Below are 19047 nucleotides of genomic sequence, written 5' to 3' on the forward strand. Positions count from 1 at the left end.
AAGGTTGCGCGCCAATGAATTTGCAGGAAAGCCCTTCACTGACACCGACTCAAATCGAGCTGGAACTGCCGGCCAAGCCGCTGATGACGCCCTTCCGGGAGCCTGCCGCCGACGGTTTTGCCCTGGGCGGTTTCACCTGGCGGCACGCCACTGCCGACCGGTCCCGGGCCGTGGTGATCATCAACGCCGCCACGTCGGTGCGCTGCCGCCACTATTCGCGCTTTGCCGAGTACCTGTGTACCCACGGCTTCGACGTCATCACCTATGACTACCGGGGCATCGGCGAGTCGCGACCGACCTCGATGAAAAACCTCGACGCCAGCTGGTCGGACTGGGGCCACCTGGATTTCGAGGCCATGCTCAAGCGCGCCCAACGCGAGTTTCCCGGCCAGCCCATCGATGTCGTCGGCCATAGCTTTGGCGGCTGCGCCGCGGGACTGGCGAGTTCGGGGCCGCTGATTCGACGCCTGGTGACCGTCGGTGCGCAGTTCGCTTACTGGCGCGACTACACCCCCGACCTGCGCTGGCGGATGTTCGGCAAGTGGCATGTGGTGATGCCGCTGGTGACCTGGCTCTGCGGTTATTTCCCCGGCAAACGCCTGGGCTGGCTGGAAGACACCCCGGCCGGCGTCGTCCGCGACTGGAGCCGATCCGCGCCGCGCTTCGAGCAATGCCCCAGCGGCCGCGCGCTGGCCGCCAAGGTCGGCCAGCTACCTTTCGCCGCCGTTACCGCGAAAACCCTGGCAATCAGCCTCAGCGACGATCCCTACGGCACCGTTGCTGCCATCGAGCGCCTGCTGAGCTACTTCAGCCGCAGTGCCAACACCCACCTGCGAATCGACCCGCAAGACATCGGCGAGCAACAAGTCGGACATTTCGGCTTTTTTCGCAGCCCATACCAAGCCACACTATGGCCCATTGCATTGTCCTGGCTGCAACATGGCGAACTGACCCCCGATCATCCCGGGCGGCAAGTCCCCCGTAGCTGACCGGCCTGCACCCTCTCGACGAAATACGGAACGACGCCCATGGCATCCGCGAACAAGCAGCAAAAACGCGCCACCCGCGCCAAAGCCAAGGCCAAGCAGAACCGCACCCAACGCGCAGCCGCGCCGGTGGACCTGGACCCGAACGACGATCGCATCGACTTCGAGTCAGTGGACCTGACCGAGCTGTTCAAGAAAATGATCGACGCCGAAAAGACCAGCCAGCAAGCCATGTGCAGCGCCTTCCTCGAAGACCCGCTGCTGGAACTGGTGTACGAGCAGGAAGGCGAAGAAGGCGCCATGGACTTCATCCTGGCGGCCCTGATCGAATATCGCCAATGGTCCACCGAGACCGACGAAGCCGGCGCCCTGGCGTGGATCGAATCGCCAGCCTTCCAGGCTGACTACGTGGCGGCGTCCGACGCCATCGCGGCCAACACTCAACACAAAGCGAACTGAATTACATGGCATCCCCGAACAAACAGCAAAAACGCGCCAAACGCGCCAAGGCCAAGGCCAAGCAGATCCGCATGGTTGGCCGCAAGCCGCTGGCCCTGGACGACGAGACAGGCCACCTGGACGCGCCGATCCCCGAGTACACCCTGGCAATGTTCAGCAAGATGCACGCCGCTGAGGCCATCAGCCGCAACGACATGCTGCTGACCCTGCTGTCGAACCTCAGCGAGATCATCAACGAGCACCCAGACCTGCTGGACATGGAAAACGCCGAGAACGAAGCTATGGCCGCCACCCACCTGGCCGCCGACATGCTGATCGACTACCGCATGTGGGCCGACGGCATGGACCGCGAAACCGCCCAGGCCTGGCTCACCGAGCCGCAGTTCATCAGCGACTTCGGCAACGCCCTGGACAGCTACCGCGAATCCCTGGGTGAACCGGACGACAAGGCCGAGTAAGCCGCGCAGTGCGCCAAGCAAAACGGCCGCTCGTCATCCCTGACAGCGGCCGTTTTTCATTCCCCCGGATCGACTCAACTCCATTGCCGGGCGGCGCTCCTCACGAAAACCAACCTGTCGCGTCTAATTCCGCACGAAACAATTGCGCCAAAATGTTTCCCCCCCACTTTCCGCGGCCTGCCCAAAGACCGAGCCTCAATCCTAAGTCATTGAAATCAATGGCACTTCGCCAGCGCATGAGCATGCCCCCCAGTCACCGGACGAGTCGGCGCACCAAAAACACACAGAAAAAACCACTGGTGCACAATAAACGTGCCGATCTGGAACGAATGTCCGCTTTGCGCTTCCAACACCCGGCCAAAGCTGGCACCATCGCGCCTTTTTTTACGCTCCCCCCACGCAAACATGGCTTCAAACAGATGTTCGGTTGTTGATAGCGCGACAGTCTGCTGCGTCGATGCGACAACCGCGCACCACTTCCCGTGTGCACCCCGTGGGGCTGTTGGCCGCCGTTCCAACGCTATGCTAGCTTGGCGCCTCGCCAGGTAGGCTGCCCAACAGCACAGGCACAACCGAACACAATGAGGACCGTACATGGCTGAGGCCACGCCCGCGCTTGAAATCCGCAACTTGCACAAACGCTACGGCCAGCTGGAGGTGCTCAAGGGCGTCTCGCTGACCGCACGCGACGGCGACGTGATCTCGATCCTGGGTTCCTCCGGCTCCGGCAAGTCCACGTTCCTGCGCTGCATCAACCTCCTGGAGAACCCCAACCAGGGGCAAATCCTGGTGGCTGGCGAAGAGCTCAAGCTCAAGCCGGCAAAAAACGGTGAACTGGTGGCCGCCGACGGTCGGCAGATCAACCGCCTGCGCAGCGAAATCGGTTTTGTGTTTCAAAACTTCAACCTGTGGCCGCACATGAGCGTGCTCGATAACATCATCGAAGCGCCGCGCCGCGTGCTGGGGCAGAGCAAGGCCGAGGCCATCGAAGTCGCCGAAGCCCTGCTGGCCAAGGTCGGCATCGCCGATAAACGCCACGCGTACCCGGCGCAGCTGTCCGGCGGCCAGCAACAACGCGCGGCCATTGCCCGCACCCTGGCGATGCAGCCCAAAGTGATTCTGTTCGATGAGCCCACTTCGGCACTTGACCCGGAAATGGTTCAGGAAGTACTAAACGTGATCCGCGCCCTGGCCGAAGAAGGCCGCACCATGCTGCTGGTCACCCATGAAATGGGCTTCGCCCGCCAGGTCTCCAGTGAAGTCGTGTTCCTTCACCAGGGCTTGGTAGAAGAGCAAGGATCGCCACAGCAGGTGTTTGAAAACCCGCTTTCGGCGCGCTGCAAACAATTCATGTCCAGCAACCGCTAACGGAGCTACCCGCATGCAGAACTACAAGAAATTCATCCTGGCCGCGGCCGCCACCCTGGTGTTCTCGGCCAACGCAATGGCTGCCGAAAAACTCAAGATGGGCATCGAGGCGGCCTACCCGCCGTTCAACAACAAGGATGCCAGCGGCCAGGTAGTCGGTTTCGACAAAGACATCGGCGACGCCCTGTGCGCCAAGATGAAAGTCGAGTGCGAAGTCGTCACCTCCGACTGGGACGGCATCATCCCGGCCCTCAACGCCAAGAAGTTCGACTTCCTGGTGTCTTCGCTGTCGATCACCGACGAGCGCAAGCAGGCCGTGGACTTCACTGACCGCTACTACTCCAACAAGCTGCAGTTCATCGCACCGAAAAACGTCGACTTCAAGACCGACAAGGCCTACCTCAAGGGCAAGACCATCGGTACCCAGCGCGCGACCCTGGCCGGCACCTGGCTGGAAGACACCTACGGTGACGACATCAAGGTCAGCCTCTACGACACTCAGGAAAACGCCTACCTGGACCTGACCTCCGGTCGCGTCGACGGCATCCTGGCCGACAAGTACGCCAACTACGACTGGCTGAAAAGCGATGCCGGCAAGAACTACGAGTTCAAAGGCGACCCCGTGGTGGAAAGCGACGAAATCGGCATCGCCGTGCGCAAGGGTGACAACGAGCTGCGCAACAAGCTGAACGCCGCCATCAAGGAAATCGTCGCTGACGGCACCTACAAGAAGATCAACGACAAGTACTTCCCGTTCAGCATCTACTGATCCTGACGTGCCTGACCGGCGCGCCCACCCCGGCGCGCCGGTCTTTAGCAAAGCCTGCTGCAACTTGAATAGACCTCCATGATTATCGAACTCCAAGGATTCGGCCCGGCGCTCGCCGCTGGCGCGCTGATGACCGTCAAACTGGCTCTCACGGCCTTAAGCCTGGGACTGGTGCTCGGCCTGCTCGGCGCCTTGGCCAAGACTTCCCCGTACAAGTCACTGCAGTGGCTTGGCGGCACCTACTCGACCCTGGTGCGCGGCATCCCGGAACTGCTGTGGGTGCTGCTGATCTACTTCGGCACCGTCAACCTGATGCGGGCCCTGGGCGAGTTTTTCGGCAAGCCTGACCTGGCGCTCAATGCCTTTGCCGCCGGCGTGATTGCCCTCGGCCTGTGCTTCGGCGCCTATGCCACGGAAGTGTTCCGTGGCGCGATCCTGGCCATTCCCAAGGGTCACCGCGAAGCGGGTATGGCCCTGGGCCTGTCGAAATGGCGGATCTTCACCCGGCTGATCATGCCGCAGATGTGGCGCATCGCCCTGCCGGGGCTGGGCAACCTGTTCATGATCCTGATGAAGGACACCGCCCTGGTCTCGGTGATCGGCCTGGAAGAAATCATGCGTCACGCGCAAAACGGCGTGACCATGACCAAGCAGCCCTTCACCTTCTACATGGTCGCCGCCTTCATGTACCTGGGGCTGACCATCATCGCCATGATCGGCATGCACCTGCTGGAAAAACGCGCCGCTCGCGGCTTTGCCCGGAGCACCCAATGAACTGGGAAGTGATCATCAAGTGGCTGCCGAAACTGGCCCAGGGCGCCACCCTGACCCTGGAACTGGTGGCCATCGCGGTCATCCTCGGCCTGCTGCTCGCCATTCCGCTGGGCATCGCCCGCTCGTCCAAGCTCTGGTACGTGCGCGCCCTGCCCTACGCCTACATCTTCTTCTTCCGCGGCACCCCCCTGCTGGTGCAACTGTTCCTGGTCTACTACGGCCTGGCGCAGTTCGACGCGGTGCGCAACAGCGCGATGTGGCCGTACCTGCGCGATCCGTTCTGGTGCGCCACCGCCACCATGACCCTGCACACGGCCGCCTACATCGCCGAGATCCTGCGCGGCGCGATCCAGGCCATCCCACCGGGTGAAATCGAAGCCGCCCGGGCGCTGGGCATGTCGCGGCCCAAGGCGCTGTTCTACATCATCCTGCCGCGTGCCGCGCGCATCGGCCTGCCGGCCTACAGCAACGAAGTGATCCTGATGCTCAAGGCCAGCGCCCTGGCCAGTACCGTGACCTTGCTCGAACTGACCGGCATGGCACGCACCATCATTGCCCGCACTTACTTGCCCGTGGAGATCTTCTTCGCCGCCGGCATGTTCTACCTGCTGATGGCCTACGTCCTGGTCCGCGGTTTCAAGTTGCTGGAGCGCTGGTTGCGCGTCGATGCCTGCCAGGGACGCTGAGCCGTCGGTGCTGACGGGCGAGCACCTGCTCGCCCGCTTCAACGCCCTCGACGCCTTCCTCAGCGAGCACCAGGCACTCTGGCGCCCGCGCCCGTTTACCCAGCGCCAGTTGCCGTGGGAAACCGACCACCCGCAACTGGCCCAGTGGCTACGCCAGCGCTCGCTGCAACACGCCGAAGACAGCCACAACCACCCTGAACAGCTACTCGCCCCGGCGCCCTTCCCGGCGCTGGCGGCGCAGTCCGCGGCCCTCAGCGCACTCGCACAGCCCCCTGCCCACGCCATCGATCCCGCCGCGCCGCGCCTGAACGTCGACGTTCCGGGGCGCAAATGGCAGCAGATCGAAGCCTTTGCCGCCTGCCTGCAGTTCGCCGAACACCCCCGGCACTGGCTGGACTGGTGCGCGGGCAAGGGCCATCTGGGCCGCCGCCTGCTGCAAGCCGGCCAGCACCTGACCTGCCTGGAACATGACCCGGCGTTGATCGCCAGCGGCCAGGCCCTGAGTCAGCACCATCGGTTGCCGGCCCGGCATCTGCAGCAAGACGTCCTGGCGGCCGATGCGGTGGCCCAAGTCAGCGCCGACCTGACGCCAGTGGCCTTGCACGCCTGTGGCGACCTGCACGTGCGCCTGTTGCAACTGGCCAGCGCCGCCGGCTGCCCACAACTGGCCATCGCCCCGTGCTGCTACAACCGCACCCACGCCAGCCACTACCAAGCCCTGTCCAGCGCCGGCAAAGCCTCCAGCCTGCAACTGTCCCTCGACGACCTGGCCCTGCCGCTCAGCGAGACCGTGACCGCCGGCGCCCGGGTTCGACGCCAGCGCGACAGCTCCATGGCCCGCCGCCTGGGGTTCGACCTGCTGCAACGGCAACTGCGCGGGCTGGACCAGTACCTGCCGACACCCTCGCTGCCCAGCGCCTGGCTGGACAAACCCTTCGCCGACTACTGCCGCGACCTGGCCGCGCTCAAAGACTTATCCACCGTCGGCACCCAGGACTGGCCGGCACTGGAAGCCGCCGGCTGGCAACGCCTGGCCGAGGTGCGCAACCTGGAATTGGTGCGCGGCCTTTTCCGCCGCCCTCTGGAACTGTGGCTGGTCCTCGACCGCGCCCTGTTCCTCGAATCCCAGGGCTACCAGGTTCGCCTCGGCACCTTCTGCGAAAGCACGCTGACACCGCGCAACCTGCTGCTACTAGCCGAGCGCCATTAAGGGGCGTTTTGTCGCACCACAGCCTGTGGATAACTCTGTTGATGAAAATCCATCACAGCCTTTGGATCCAAGGCTTTTAGGGCTAAAAGTCTCTTGGTCATTTTTTGTTCACATTAAAAAACGAACGAAAAAACAGCCAGTTGCGATTTGTTGAGAATTCCTGCAAAAAATCCGTCATCCAGACCGCCAAACAACTGCCCGTTGTGCATAAGCGTTAAAACCAAAGGACATAACTGCCGAATCCCGGCACCCAACCGGCCAACAATTGCGCACATCAGGTGCAGTTGCTATACACAGTCATCGGGCGCCCAGCGGGTGCCATGGATCGCCGTAGCCGACTGACAGGAAGCGCCCGTGACGTTCATTTCTTATGCACAGAACTTCGAAGACATTCGCCTGTGGCGCGCCCTGAAGCACTTCGAGAACGGCTTCTACATCGACGTCGGTGCCAATCAGCCCACCGTGGACTCGGTCACCAAGGCGTTTTATGAGCGCGGCTGGACCGGCATCAACATCGAGCCGGTGCAGGTCTACCACGACGCCCTGTGCCAGGAGCGGCCCAAAGACATCAACCTGCAATGCGTGGCCGGCGAAAACGCCGAGGCCCTGACCTTCTACGCCATCGCCGACACCGGCCTGTCGACCGTGGAAGCCAGCGTCGCCAAGCAGCACCGCGACGCCGGCATGGACGTGCGCAGCCACACCGTCCACTCCCGCACCCTGACCTCGATCTGCGAAGAACACGTCAAAGGCCCGATCCACTTCCTCAAGATCGACGTCGAAGGCCACGAAGAAACCGTGCTGCGCGGCATGGACTTCAGCCAATGGCGCCCCTGGATCATCCTCATCGAAACCCCCTGGACCCGCGACCAGAGCTGGGAACAACTGCTGCTCGACGCCGGCTACCACTCGGTGTTGTTCGACGGCCTCAACACCTTCTACCTGGCCGAAGAACACCTGCACTTCAAGGGCGCCTTCGAACTGGCCCCCTGCAACCTCGACGAATTCCAGTTCTGCTACGGCCACAGCTTCAGCTACCCCCTGACCGACCTGGAAACCGCTCTGCACCACGAACGCCAACGCGCCGACCGCGCCGAAGCCGAACTCCACGCCCTGCGCAACAGCCGCTCCTGGCGAGCGGTCGAAACGCTCAAGAAAGTGCTGCGCAGGGCCTGACCCTGAGCGCTACGCAAAAATAGTCAGAATTCAGGGGTTTACAGACGCAAAGCAATCGCTATAATCGTCGCCCAACACGCCGGTATAGCTCAGTTGGTAGAGCAACTGACTTGTAATCAGTAGGTCCCGGGTTCGACTCCTGGTGCCGGCACCATACGCAGTACCAAAAAAGGCTCACCGAAAGGTGGGCCTTTTTTGTTTCCGTGATTTGGAACACATCCCCTGCCCGTTACATTTGCATGCCAGCGCGCCGTTGACGGGCTTTTGTACCTACCTATAATGCCCCCCAACACACCCGCCAAGCCTAGGTTGACCCGGTCAGCAAGCTCAAATCGTGCGGTTTTTTTTTGCCTGGAGAAAACTACATGAGGCCCTTCGACAAGCCGGCTCTCAGCGTAGAACAGCAATTGGAACTGCTAAAGCAACGAGGCCTGCAAATGCTAAGCGAAGGTCTGACTTTGATAGTCACGACCTACCGCAATCGACCCAGCAGCAAGTCGGCAAAATCAGAAATCGGCCACAAGAGACCGGATTTGGCGAGGATACTTGAGGCGATTCATCTAGTAGCTTGCGAAGGCTGCTAGCTTAGCCATAAACACTTTCTAGCAGCTGGTAGGCGGAGAGGAGCTCGATTGACGGTGGCCAGCAATTATCGGATGCTGAGGTATGGCCATTTGCCCGCTTAAGCCGCGCTAAGCCAAAAATTGGCTTGGTCAGCCAGTCGAGCCGTTGAACGGAACCTACCACTACAGGGATTGGAATGAGCATTTTTGATAAAGGGTTAGATCCCGAAATATTTGAGGTTTACAAACGGGAAACGGCCAAGAAAATTGCACTTTTGGAAGCTGCTATCAAGGATAAAATAACCGACACAGAGCAGGCCGCCCTTGAAGTTTTAAGTAGAATTAAAACTATAGAAACTAACACTATCGCAAAAGACACCTCAATCAAGGAAGCTCTTGCGATATTAGAGGAGTGCCGCAAAGAAGCTACAGTGGGGCTTGAAAAAGTAAAAGCCGTCGGCGTTAGCGTTGAAAGCAGTCATGCCGAACAGTTGGCAATGGTTAATCAGTGTGACGAGATGAAGACCGGAGTTCTCGCGCTGAAAGCTACGGCGAGCGAACATGCAACCGAAATTGCGAATGATTATGAGACGATAAAAAAAGCGCTAGCACAGAGCGAAGAGCTACCTACACAGGTTTTGACCGTCACCAAATTATTGGAGGAGGCAAAGACCATAAACGAAAGTATAAAAAACCTGCTTACTCATTCTATGAAGCGCAAATCCGAAATAGATGATTTGCACGTAAAAACTTTTGGCGCGGACGTTAAGGATTCCGCTGGAGAAACTGCGCATATAGATGGCTTAGTGGATGAACTGGACAGAACATATGACTCTCTCGTCAGCCGATCCGAAAGTTTGGAGGTCGCACTTCAGGAGGCAGTGAAGGACATCACCGAAAATCATCATGCGCAGCTTGATAGGGATAAGGCTGATTTCGACGCCCTGCTTGTTAAGTCTACGGACAGTATTGGAGCTATAACGGATCAAATTACAGGCCTGCTCCCTGGCGCCATGGCAGAAGGGCTGAGCGCGGCTTACGAAAAGAAGAAAGAGGATGAAATTGCATCGCAATCGAAGCATGAGTTCAGCTTTCGAGTCGCTATCGGCCTAATGGTCGCGGTGTCATTAATCCCTTTTGGCGTCGATGTATATCTTCTGATTGGAAAGGGTTTCGATATCCTTCAAGTCATTAGCAACACCCCGAGTATTATCGTTTCGATTTTGCCTTTGTATTTTCCTGTCTTATGGCTTGCTTACTCATCAAACAAGAAACTAAATCTGTCTAAGCGCTTAATCGAAGAGTACACGCACAAGGCGGTCTTAGGTAAAACATTCTCTGGCTTGTCTAACCAGATTGAGTCTTTACCGCATGAAAGCTCCGTTCGTGACGACCTACGGACGAAACTGCTATTTAATCTATTGCAGGTAAGCTCGGAGAACCCTGGCAAGTTGATTACGGATTACAACAAATCGGATCATCCTTTGATGGAAGCATTGGAAAATAGCGCTAAACTATCAGACTCGATGGAGGCGCTAGCTAAAATCCCAGGTTTTTCTGCAATCAGCAAATCGGTAACAGCAAGGGTAGAGAGCGCGCTTAGTAAAGAGGCGGCGAAGGTCGAAGAAGGGTTAGAGACCATGACTAAACTTGAGAAGCCTCCCACAGACGTAGCAAAAGTATAATCTCGCAAGGACGATACGTGGCCGTTCAAGCCGGGTTTTAGTCAGGCAGGCTTTTCCCGGCGCCTAACTTAGGCGTTACACTAAAATTAGCTCTAAGTACGTTACAACCTATCTTTGTCTACCAACGATCTATGAACGGCTGACCCCAGATCTCACTGAAGCTTTCAAGAACTCCTCAGCATTAGACATACTCTCGCATAGCATCACTCAATTGGTCCCAAATATTCCCGATTCGATTCCACAGAAAGCCACAACTAGCTGATTTGCTTATAGATACTTTATGAGGTACGTCTAATAATCCATCAAATTCCAGTATCGCGAAAATCGGGGCTTCACGGCCAACAACCGTTCGTCTGGTGCCGCACCATACAAAACAAAGCCCTCGTAGAAATACGAGGGCTTTGTTGTTTCTGGGGTTTGGAAACTCCCCCTAGAACCTGTCACATTGCTGCGCGGACACTCGTCAACGTCCGTCAGGGTCGAAAGCTGCTTGCTCCGCTATTGCAGCGGAACATACACATCAGTTTGCCATTGATCCTGCGGTGTCTCGGGATAGGCGCTCAGGTAATGAAAGAACAGCGGCTGGTCACGAAGTTCCTCTCCACTGGACGGAAGCCAATCGCGGTAAATCGGATAGATCGTTTCGCCGATGTGATCCGGTGATCCCGCGTGTCGCACCACGACGCAGCGACCGCCAGGAATGACGATCTCGTGCACACCGAACTCATTCGAGGCCACGGCCTCGTGAATCTCGCCGCAGATTGCGAAGCGGAATTCTTGTGGAGGTGTCGTATCGGGGTTGCCATAGGGAATGCCAAAGGTGCGACTCGATGCCACCGGCGACTGTCCGCTCTGCATACGCCACTTGATGAACTTGCATACGCTCTCATTGACGAGCCCGGCGGGTCCGCAGTGCTCAAGCGTTGCTACCCTGACTTCAGGGAATTCCACGATTCGTACTTGCATGATGATAGTCCTGGAAAAGTGAGGGATTGCGAATACCGTACTCCAGACCTGCCAGTTCGGTTCCTTCCCGAATGCACTCGGCGTCATACCGAACGCCCGCCTGAACGCCCTGCAAAATGCCTCGGGACTTTCAAAGCCGGCACCGAGTGCGGCGTCCAGTACCGAGTGATCATCGAGGGAGGCCAGGCGATGTGCTGCGCGTCGTAGCCGCATCAGTTGCACATAACGCGAGACAGGCACTCCTACGAACGCGGTGAATTGCCGATGGAAGTGAAACGCCGAAAAGTTCGCCACATGGCTCAACGTCTTCACCGAAAAGTCACCTTCGAGATTGGCATCAATGTAGGCGAGTACGGCGTTGAAGCGTTTTGTGTAGGCGAGTTTGGTCGGCATGTCAGACACTGGGAAAAGGCTCCGGGAAGTACGGTCGGCAATAGAGTCGACTATAACGGCGTGAACGCGCCTAGCCGCGTTTGCTCAAGGTGCCTTTGGGGTTGGCCAATGTGATCTCTTCCAAGGCAATGCAAAGGTCGGGTGCATCCAGGTGTCCACTTCTGACCGTCTGCTGCCTGTCGCCACGGCAGCTTTTGGCGGATTACTGCCTATTCTCTACGGAGGGATGATCGACAACGTTCGAATTCAGGAGGATTACCATTCCGTATGCGGCTCTGAATGACTTGCAGACCGACAACGTGCTGACATCTCAAAAATCCCCAGCTCGATTCCACCGAACGCCATAACTATTTGATTTATTTATAGTTACTAGTTGGGGTACGCCGAATTTTCCAGCGAACTCCAGACGCCCGAAAAACCTAGCCCCGCAGAAACATACCGTTCGACTGGTGCCGCACCATACAAGGCTCCAGAGAAGGCTTTCAAAATCTCTGCCCCCCCCTGCGCCCTCGCCCCCCTACCCACAAAGCCTGTCAAAAGTCAGATTTGTCGTTTTTCAACATATCACAATGCCACTATTGTTCATTTTCCCACTATCATGTGCCCATTACCCTCGATCCCATGGCTGACGGCCCTGGTGTGCTAGATTTGTCGCCTCACAGCGGCACCTACGAACACGGACGTCCCGGCCTTTAACGCCTGGCACTTATACGGATATTCCCCTCCATGGGCTTTTGCCTGGGTCACTGCATCACCTGTTTGCCTGGAGTCCTGCGCACTGCACGCGGCTCGGGCTTTTGCGCGCCTGTCGTTTGTGGCCGCAGGTTTTCGAAGACGCGCACTGCGATCGATCAACAAGCCCCGCGGCGATTTTCAGTTGCCTGCGGGGCGTCACTCATTCAGCTGCTGGGCTGACAAGTATTCCCGTCTGATGGGCGGGTTAAGGAATGGGGAAAAGGACATTGGCATGCGTGTAAATGGAAGAGTGAAACCTACGGCCCTTGCGGTGGCGGTAGCGGTCGGCCTGAGTGGTTGTGCGCAGATCGACAATTACATGGGCGAGTCGTCGGGAACCACTGCCTGTATGACGGGCGCCGCCGTGGGTGCCTTGGTGGGCGTGGCTGTCGTGGTGCTGACCAAAGGTGACGGCAAGGACATGGTGGTCGCCGGGACCGCTGGCGCAGGTGCCGGTTGTGGTGTGGCCCTGCTGTACCGCGACCGGGTGCAGAAACTGCAGGCCGTGGCCAAGCAGGAAGGCCTGGTGATGCAGGTCAATGAGTTGAACGCCAATGTCGCCGCCACGCCGAGCGCCGCGCCGAAGTTGCAAGCCGTTGGGGTTGAAGCCCAGGTCCAGTCCTCGGAGATGTTTGCCGTGGGTTCGGCAGAGCTGACCCCGGCCGGTCGTCGCCAACTGACGTCGCTGGCGACGGCACTGACAGACAAGCAAGCGGACAAGGCGCCGGCCACGAAGAAAATCCTGGTGGTCGGGCATACCGATGCCACGGGCTCGGCTGATTTTAATCAGAAGCTGTCGGAGCAACGCGCGCGCGCCGTAGGCCAGATCCTTGCCGATGTCGGTATTCCCCGTCAGAACATTTACTACCAGGGCGCCGGTGCATCGCGTCCGCTGGCCAACAACGCCACCGAGCAAGGGCGCACCGAGAACCGCCGTGTCGAGTTCGTCGAAGTGCAGAGCGAGCAGTTGCTGGTGGAGCGCGTGCGCAATGAGCGCAGCAACGCCAAGTACCTCGCCCACGGCACCGCGCCTGCAACTACCGCCAAGCCGGCGACTACCAAGCCTTCGAGCAAGCCTGCGGTCGTGGCCAGCAAACCTGCGAGCAAGGCCCCCGCGCCAGTTGCAACGCCTGAGGTGAAGGCGCCTGTGGTTGTCGACAGCTCGCCGAATGTGCCGCTCAGCGGCAAGGGTGGCGTCGACTTCGGTGGCCGTCCAGTGACCGATACCCGCTCGCAGTTGGCCATGGGCATCACGCCGAAAAGCTCGCCGTTCGCCATCATCGGCACCGCCAACGCGGCGGCCCCGCTCAGCTCCTGCGTGGCCGACCTGCCGCGTGTCGAGGGTCAGGTCAAGAGTCTGGCGGACGACAAGCCGCTGAAGGAATTCGCCACCACCGAGTTTTTCCCAGGCCTGAACGGCAAGCCGTGGGCCACTGCGGTGAATGGTCACTCCGTGGCCGTGGGCCCCATTGCCGTGCTGCGTGACGGCGCCAAAGTGGCCCAGGCACCGAAGATGCAATTGATCACCGACTTTGCCGGCGCCCAGAAAAAGCAGAGCCCGAGCTACGCCTCGGTGGCCAACACCTACGAAGGCGAGAGCCAGATTCTGTACCGCGTGTTCGCACTCGATCAGCAAAAAGCCCCGTTGAGTCTGCATCGACATCGTGTTCGACAAACGCGCCGGCAATGCGGTCGCCGGTGAAATCTATTACCCGAAACAGGGTGACGCTTACGTCGCTCAGTTCACTCCCAAGCGTCGATAAGTAGAAAGGAACCCACCCATGCTCGAGATTTTCCGCGCGTTTTTTACCGCGTACTGGTATGTGATCATACCGGTCGTGTTCACCACGCTGATGGCCATTCCGGTCATTGTTTACTGGTCTTCCTTCAAATACTGGTGGATGAACCTGCGCATTCGCATGCCGGGTTTTGGCCGGATTCGCCACTGGGTCAAGAACCCAGGTGAAAAAGAAAAGGCCAGCGAAACCAACCTCAAACCCCTCGGCTTCCTGTCGTCTGAGAGGGAGTTGTGTGGGTTCTACGAGGCCTACTATCGTCAACACCAACCGTCGGAAGCCGCCTTCCGTCGCAACCAGGACTACCTGGGCAAGATCCACGAAGACGGTCGTCGCGAGAAAGGGATTGGCCTGTGGACCTTGATCGTGGTGCTGATGCTGATCGAAGCCACGGCCTTCGGTTTCGCCCTGGCGCCATTTGCCCTGACTCTTGCCACGCCTAACACGGCACTGGCCGGCGCATTCGCCATCGGCCTGGTGATTTCGATTATCGGTTTGTTCCTGTCCGAGTTTGCCGGCCGCGCGCTGTACAAAAACCGCGTCGTTGACCACATCATGTCCTACGAGAACCTGCGTCGCAGCGGTGCCGGTGGCGACATGATGAGCACTGCTGTCATCACACTCGACAACACCAACATCGATGACGCAGACGCGCAATATCAACAAATGCTCAACCGGGTCAAAGTGGACAAGGACGGCGACAAGCCGGCCAAGCGCTACACCATGCTGATCGGTTATGGGATTTTCATCGTCGGCCTGGCCATTGCTGCGTTCTGGGTCCGTACTGAAACCCTCAATGCCCAGGAAACCGACCTGATCGCCAACCCGCCAGCCGTGAGCCAGTCGGCCGACGACTTCCCGGCCAACGATGGCGTTCCGCTGCCGGACGACATGCAGGCGCTGTCCGATAGCGCTGCAGGCAAATCGGCGCAGGATCAGATCGATGCCTTGCACCGTGCATCCCTGGTGACCTTTGCCGTCTTGAGCGGGCTGTTCATCTTCATTCAGGCGAGCTCCACTTACCTGGCGTTCATCTTCGGCTTTGCCGGCACGCATTCGCGCAAGGCCTGGGAGCTGACCCACAAGTTCTCCAGCGCCAATGACTACATGCGTTATCACGCCAACAAAGCCCGCTGTGTCGCCAACGACGCGCAAGCTTCGCTGGGTACGCTGCAAGGCCTGCAATTGAAAGTGTTCCGTGTCAGCGGCACCGACCAGGAAAAACTGCGCTCCGATCTGCTGAATCGCACCTTCGAGTCTTACATCCACCAAGAAGACGAAAAGGCGGCGACCAAGGAAAAAACAGACGCCAAAAAAGAAACCGACAAACAGAATCGGCAGGTCATCGTCGACTACATGTCCAAGATCGTTAAGGAACTCAAGGCAGCCATTGATGCAGGTGACGACGACAAGATCAACGACCTGATTGCCAGAGCCAACCCGCGCTTCGAACAGATCAATGACAACGATCCGGAACTGAGCGACTACAAAAAGAGCTTCGCCGCCTTGAAGATCTTCTACGTTGCTCCCGCTCCGACACCAGTCGCCGCTCCAGCACCCGCCCCTGCCCCTGTCGTCGCCCAGGTCGTGGCCGCAACCGTGGAAGCCGCCCCGGCCCCCGAGCCAGCGCCTGCCCCCGTCGCCGCACCAGCACCAGCAGCACCTGCTCCATCGGCCACCGGCTTCGACCACAATGCCTTCGGCGACCTGACCGCTTTCGATGAAGACGACATCGATTACGTGGCCAACAAAAAAGGCGTGGACGCCGCCACTATCCGTCGTGCGCGCAAGCTGCAAATGCTCGACAAGCAGGAGGTCTGATGAAGTTCAAGAGCCTGTTGCTGGCTCTGGCATTCGTGCCCGCTGCCCTGGTGGCAGCGGAGCGCAATGATGTGCCGAGCTGCTACGCCCAAACCAAGATCGAGCAGTTTCGCAGTGCGCCTTCCGGGCGCATGTTGACGGTGGTGGTCGACCAGACCACACCGCTGACCCAGGACCTGCAGAAAACCGCCTGGGGCCACATCAAGCGCTTCCTGCAGCCGGGCGACAAGCTGCGCCTGTACTCGTTCAGCGCCTACCTCGACGGCCATTACACGCGCCTGCAGTTTGCCGGCGAACTGGAAAAGCCGATCGACCCGGCCGTGCTCGGCGATGTGCCGATGATGGCCAGCCGCAAGTTCGACAGCTGCATGAAGGGTCAATCGAGCGCCTTCTATCAGCGCTTCGGCAAGGCTTTCGCCAGCGCCATGGGCAAGTCCAGCTCGGACATCCCGCGCAGTGAAATCCTGTTCAGCCTGAAGTCCATCAGCGACGACCTCAAGAGCGCCGAAGGGGTCAATGAGAACGTCATCCTGTTGATGTCCGACATGCTCGAGTACAGCGACTTCGGCAGCTTCTACAGCAACAACGGGATCCGCGAGATAAACCCGCAGGTAGAACTGGCGAAGGTCGAAAAGCAGAACCTGCTGGCTGACTTTGGCGGGGCCCGGGTCTATGTGCATGGGGCGGCCTTCGTGCCCACCCAGATCAAGAACGGCTACCGCAGCGGCAAGATGATCCAGAACCTCGAAGGCTTCTGGAGCCAGTACTTCGCCAAGTCCAACGCAGCACTCAAAGGCTTCGGTAACCCCGAGCTGACGAGCGCTGTCGAGTGATTGATCGGCCGCCTGCAACGGGAAAACCGTGCACGATCGCAGGCGGCCTTTTCATAGGTAACGGATGAGGAATGACGCATGAGCCTGTGGAACGACCTCAAGCAGAAAGCGATCGATGCCAACCCTGAGCTGGCAGCCAAGGCCACTCAAGCCCTGAGCAAGGCCAAGGACCTGGCCGTCGAGGCTGGGCACAAAGCCGCGCCGGTGCTCAAGGAGGCGACCGAAAAGGCCGCCGCCTATGCCCAGGAAAAGACCCCGATCGTCAAGGCGCAAGCCCTCAAGGCCATCGACGACGCCAGGATTCGCCGGGCCGAACTGCAACTGCGGGCGAAAAACGACAAGGCGGCGCGGGATGAAATGATCCGCACCATGTATGACATCAGCCTTACGCCCGAAGACGATCTGTTCATCGACGAACCGTTCAACCACTACGAGCGCTCGTTCAACTTCTTCGTGGTCAGCGGCGAAGTGCTGGACAGCCAGAAACGCAACCAACTGCACCTGCAGGCCGGTCACTCCCACAGCTCGGGCGGTGGCTACATCAGCAATGGCAGTGGCTACGTCGGCGGCGGTTCGTCATCGTCCTACGTCAGCAGCCGCAACGTTCACGAGCACGAGTTCTGGGTGAAATTGCGCGACGGCAAGGAAGCCTGCTTCCAGTTGGCCGACAAGAACGTGCGGATCCGCGAAGGCCAGTCCATCAGCATGCTGTTCATGCACCCGGCCGACACCACCACCGGGGAAATGGTCGCGCTGTACAACCACAGCTCCGCGCAGAACTGCATCATCTGCTCACCGGCGCAGATCAACCGAATGTTCAACCTCTACACCGTGGAACCGGGCTTCTTCAACAAGAGCGAAGTACAGGCCACCCGCAATCGCCTGTTGCTGGCGTTGGAGCAGCGCCTTGAGCAACTGGCAGCCTATATGGCCCGGCAGGGTCGGCCTGTGGCCATGATCGAGGCGATAGAAGGCCAGCGACACGACTAGCCCTCACCGCCCATGAAAAAGCCCCGAACCAGTCGGGGCTTTTTTGTCAGCCTGGTATCAGGCCGCGATCACGCACGCTGTATCAGAACACGTTGATCGGGTAATCCACGTACACCCGCAGCTCGTTGCCGCTGACGTTGTATTCGCTGGATTTCTGCGACACACGCAGGATCGAGCTACGCAGCTTCACGCTCAGGTCTTTGGCCGGGCCGCTCTGGACCACGTACTTGAACTGGTTGAAGATTTCGCGCTCGGTGCCACCGGTGCTGGTGGAGGTGGTGATGTTGTCGCCACGCACGTAAGCCACGTTGTAGGTCAGGCCAGGCACGCCGAAAGCGCCGAAGTCGAGGCCGTAGCCCAACTGCCAGCTGCGCTCGTCTTCAGCGTTGAAGTCGGACCAGTAGGAGTTGGCCAGGTAGATGGTGTTGCCACCGTCACCGACACGACCCTGGTCTTTCTGGTAGCCGCCGTAGGCGTAGCCCAGGTTGCTGTCACCGGTGCTGCGCTGGTGCGCCAGGGTGAACGAGTGCGGGCCGGTGGCGAAGGTGGCGGCCAGGCTCCAGATCTTGTTGTCGTCGCCTGTGGCGCCGCTTTCACGAACGTAGGAGTCTTCCAGCTTGGTGCGGTAGCCGTTCAGGTCCAGGGTCAGGGACTGATCGCTGGCCAGCGGGAACACGTAGTTCAGGTTGATGTACTGCTTCTTCAGCACGTCTTCGACGTCGGAAGCGTACAGCGCGCCCTTGAACTGCTCGGTGAACTGGTAGCTACCGCCCAACACGTTGATCGACTTCAGACCACCGCTGTCACGGCCTTCCGCGCTTTTACGCGACTCGGCAGTGAAACGACCGGCGTTCAGTTCCAGGCCTTCGATCTCTTTGGAAGTGATCAGGGTACCGGTGTAGCTTTCCGGCAGCAGGCGGGAGTTGTCGTAGTTCAGCACCGGCAGGGCCGGCATCTGGTCACCGTAGGTCAGCACGGTGCTCGACAGACGGAATTTCACCGCCGCGCCAGCCTTGGACAGGTCGTTGGCCGCAGCGCCGCTGTCGCCTTGCTTGAAGAAGTCGATACCACCGGCACCGCTACGGCCTTTGCCGCCGTCCAGGCGCAGAGCGTACAGACCGAAAGCGTCCACGCCGACACCTACGGTGCCCTGGGTGAAGCCCGAGGAGAAGGTGCCAATGGCAGCCTGGCCCCATTCGGCCTTGTCGTCGTTACCATCCTTGTAATCGCGATTGATGTAAGCGTTGCGCAGCAGCACTTTCAGGCTGCTGTCTTCAACAAAACCCTTGGACTCAGCTTGGTCATTGGCCATTGCTTGAGTCGCGCTCAACATCCCCAGTGCGATCAGACTAATACGCTTATTCAACATGTTATTTTCC

Annotated in this window: 16 protein-coding genes and 1 tRNA gene; 15 read left to right on the top strand and 2 right to left on the bottom strand. The window is 59.2% G+C overall.

Annotated features, from left to right (window positions below; all coding sequences use genetic code 11):
• The first annotated feature begins 14 nt into the window (after window positions 1-14).
• The 11 genes from Q1W70_RS08750 (at window position 15) to Q1W70_RS08800 (ending at window position 10134) form a co-directional block, all read left to right on the top strand.
• A complete protein-coding gene (locus Q1W70_RS08750) occupies window positions 15-989 on the top strand; it encodes an alpha/beta hydrolase family protein (protein ID WP_302098768.1) in 975 nt (324 codons plus the stop codon).
• Window positions 990-1028: 39 nt separating this feature from the next.
• Complete coding sequence (locus Q1W70_RS08755; RefSeq protein ID WP_166592986.1) at window positions 1029-1445, top strand: hypothetical protein; 417 nt, start codon at window positions 1029-1031, stop codon at window positions 1443-1445.
• A 5-nt stretch (window positions 1446-1450) separates the two neighbouring features.
• Window positions 1451-1903: a hypothetical protein gene (locus Q1W70_RS08760; RefSeq protein WP_166592987.1), complete on the top strand. Its 453-nt coding sequence runs from the start codon at window positions 1451-1453 to the stop codon at window positions 1901-1903.
• Window positions 1904-2497: 594 nt separating this feature from the next.
• Window positions 2498-3271 (top strand): ABC transporter ATP-binding protein, encoded by a 774-nt coding sequence (locus tag Q1W70_RS08765; RefSeq protein WP_095167396.1) that lies wholly within the window; start codon window positions 2498-2500, stop codon window positions 3269-3271.
• Window positions 3272-3284: 13 nt separating this feature from the next.
• Entirely contained in the window at window positions 3285-4040 is a 756-nt protein-coding gene (locus Q1W70_RS08770) for an ABC transporter substrate-binding protein (protein WP_166592988.1), read from the top strand.
• A 78-nt stretch (window positions 4041-4118) separates the two neighbouring features.
• Window positions 4119-4814, top strand: coding sequence for an ABC transporter permease (locus Q1W70_RS08775; RefSeq protein ID WP_166592989.1), 696 nt, complete (start codon window positions 4119-4121; stop codon window positions 4812-4814).
• Entirely contained in the window at window positions 4811-5500 is a 690-nt protein-coding gene (locus Q1W70_RS08780) for an ABC transporter permease (RefSeq protein WP_166592990.1), read from the top strand. Before Q1W70_RS08775 ends, Q1W70_RS08780 begins: the two co-directional genes overlap by 4 nt.
• Window positions 5481-6710 (top strand): methyltransferase, encoded by a 1230-nt coding sequence (locus Q1W70_RS08785; protein ID WP_302098769.1) that lies wholly within the window; start codon window positions 5481-5483, stop codon window positions 6708-6710. The genes Q1W70_RS08780 and Q1W70_RS08785 overlap by 20 nt, the downstream gene beginning before the upstream one ends.
• 354 nt (window positions 6711-7064) lie before the next feature.
• Entirely contained in the window at window positions 7065-7886 is an 822-nt protein-coding gene (locus tag Q1W70_RS08790) for an FkbM family methyltransferase (protein ID WP_302098770.1), read from the top strand.
• Window positions 7887-7964: 78 nt separating this feature from the next.
• A tRNA-Thr gene (locus Q1W70_RS08795) sits at window positions 7965-8040 on the top strand.
• A gap of 606 nt (window positions 8041-8646) precedes the next feature.
• A complete protein-coding gene (locus tag Q1W70_RS08800) occupies window positions 8647-10134 on the top strand; it encodes a hypothetical protein (protein ID WP_302098771.1) in 1488 nt (495 codons plus the stop codon).
• 498 nt (window positions 10135-10632) lie between these two features.
• Here Q1W70_RS08800 and Q1W70_RS08805 read toward each other — a convergent pair whose 3' ends face one another.
• Entirely contained in the window at window positions 10633-11502 is an 870-nt protein-coding gene (locus tag Q1W70_RS08805) for an AraC family transcriptional regulator (RefSeq protein WP_302098772.1), read from the bottom strand.
• A gap of 958 nt (window positions 11503-12460) precedes the next feature.
• On the opposite strand from Q1W70_RS08805, the gene Q1W70_RS08810 reads away from it, so the two are divergent.
• From Q1W70_RS08810 to Q1W70_RS08825, 4 genes are all read left to right on the top strand, one after another.
• A complete protein-coding gene (locus Q1W70_RS08810; RefSeq protein WP_302098773.1) occupies window positions 12461-13930 on the top strand; it encodes an OmpA family protein in 1470 nt (489 codons plus the stop codon).
• Between the two features lie 79 nt (window positions 13931-14009).
• Window positions 14010-15845, top strand: a complete 1836-nt coding sequence (locus Q1W70_RS08815; protein ID WP_302098774.1) for a hypothetical protein — start codon at window positions 14010-14012, stop codon at window positions 15843-15845.
• A complete protein-coding gene (locus Q1W70_RS08820) occupies window positions 15845-16678 on the top strand; it encodes a hypothetical protein (RefSeq protein WP_256669829.1) in 834 nt (277 codons plus the stop codon). The genes Q1W70_RS08815 and Q1W70_RS08820 overlap by 1 nt, the downstream gene beginning before the upstream one ends.
• 78 nt (window positions 16679-16756) lie before the next feature.
• Window positions 16757-17668 (top strand): hypothetical protein, encoded by a 912-nt coding sequence (locus Q1W70_RS08825; RefSeq protein WP_166590320.1) that lies wholly within the window; start codon window positions 16757-16759, stop codon window positions 17666-17668.
• An 82-nt stretch (window positions 17669-17750) separates the two neighbouring features.
• Here Q1W70_RS08825 and Q1W70_RS08830 read toward each other — a convergent pair whose 3' ends face one another.
• Window positions 17751-19037, bottom strand: a complete 1287-nt coding sequence (locus Q1W70_RS08830) for an OprD family porin (RefSeq protein ID WP_166590319.1) — start codon at window positions 19035-19037, stop codon at window positions 17751-17753.
• Between the last annotated feature and the right edge of the window lie 10 nt (window positions 19038-19047).

The organism is Pseudomonas kielensis, assembly GCF_030505375.1.
In the GTDB taxonomy this organism is placed as follows: Bacteria; Pseudomonadota; Gammaproteobacteria; order Pseudomonadales; family Pseudomonadaceae; genus Aquipseudomonas; species Aquipseudomonas kielensis.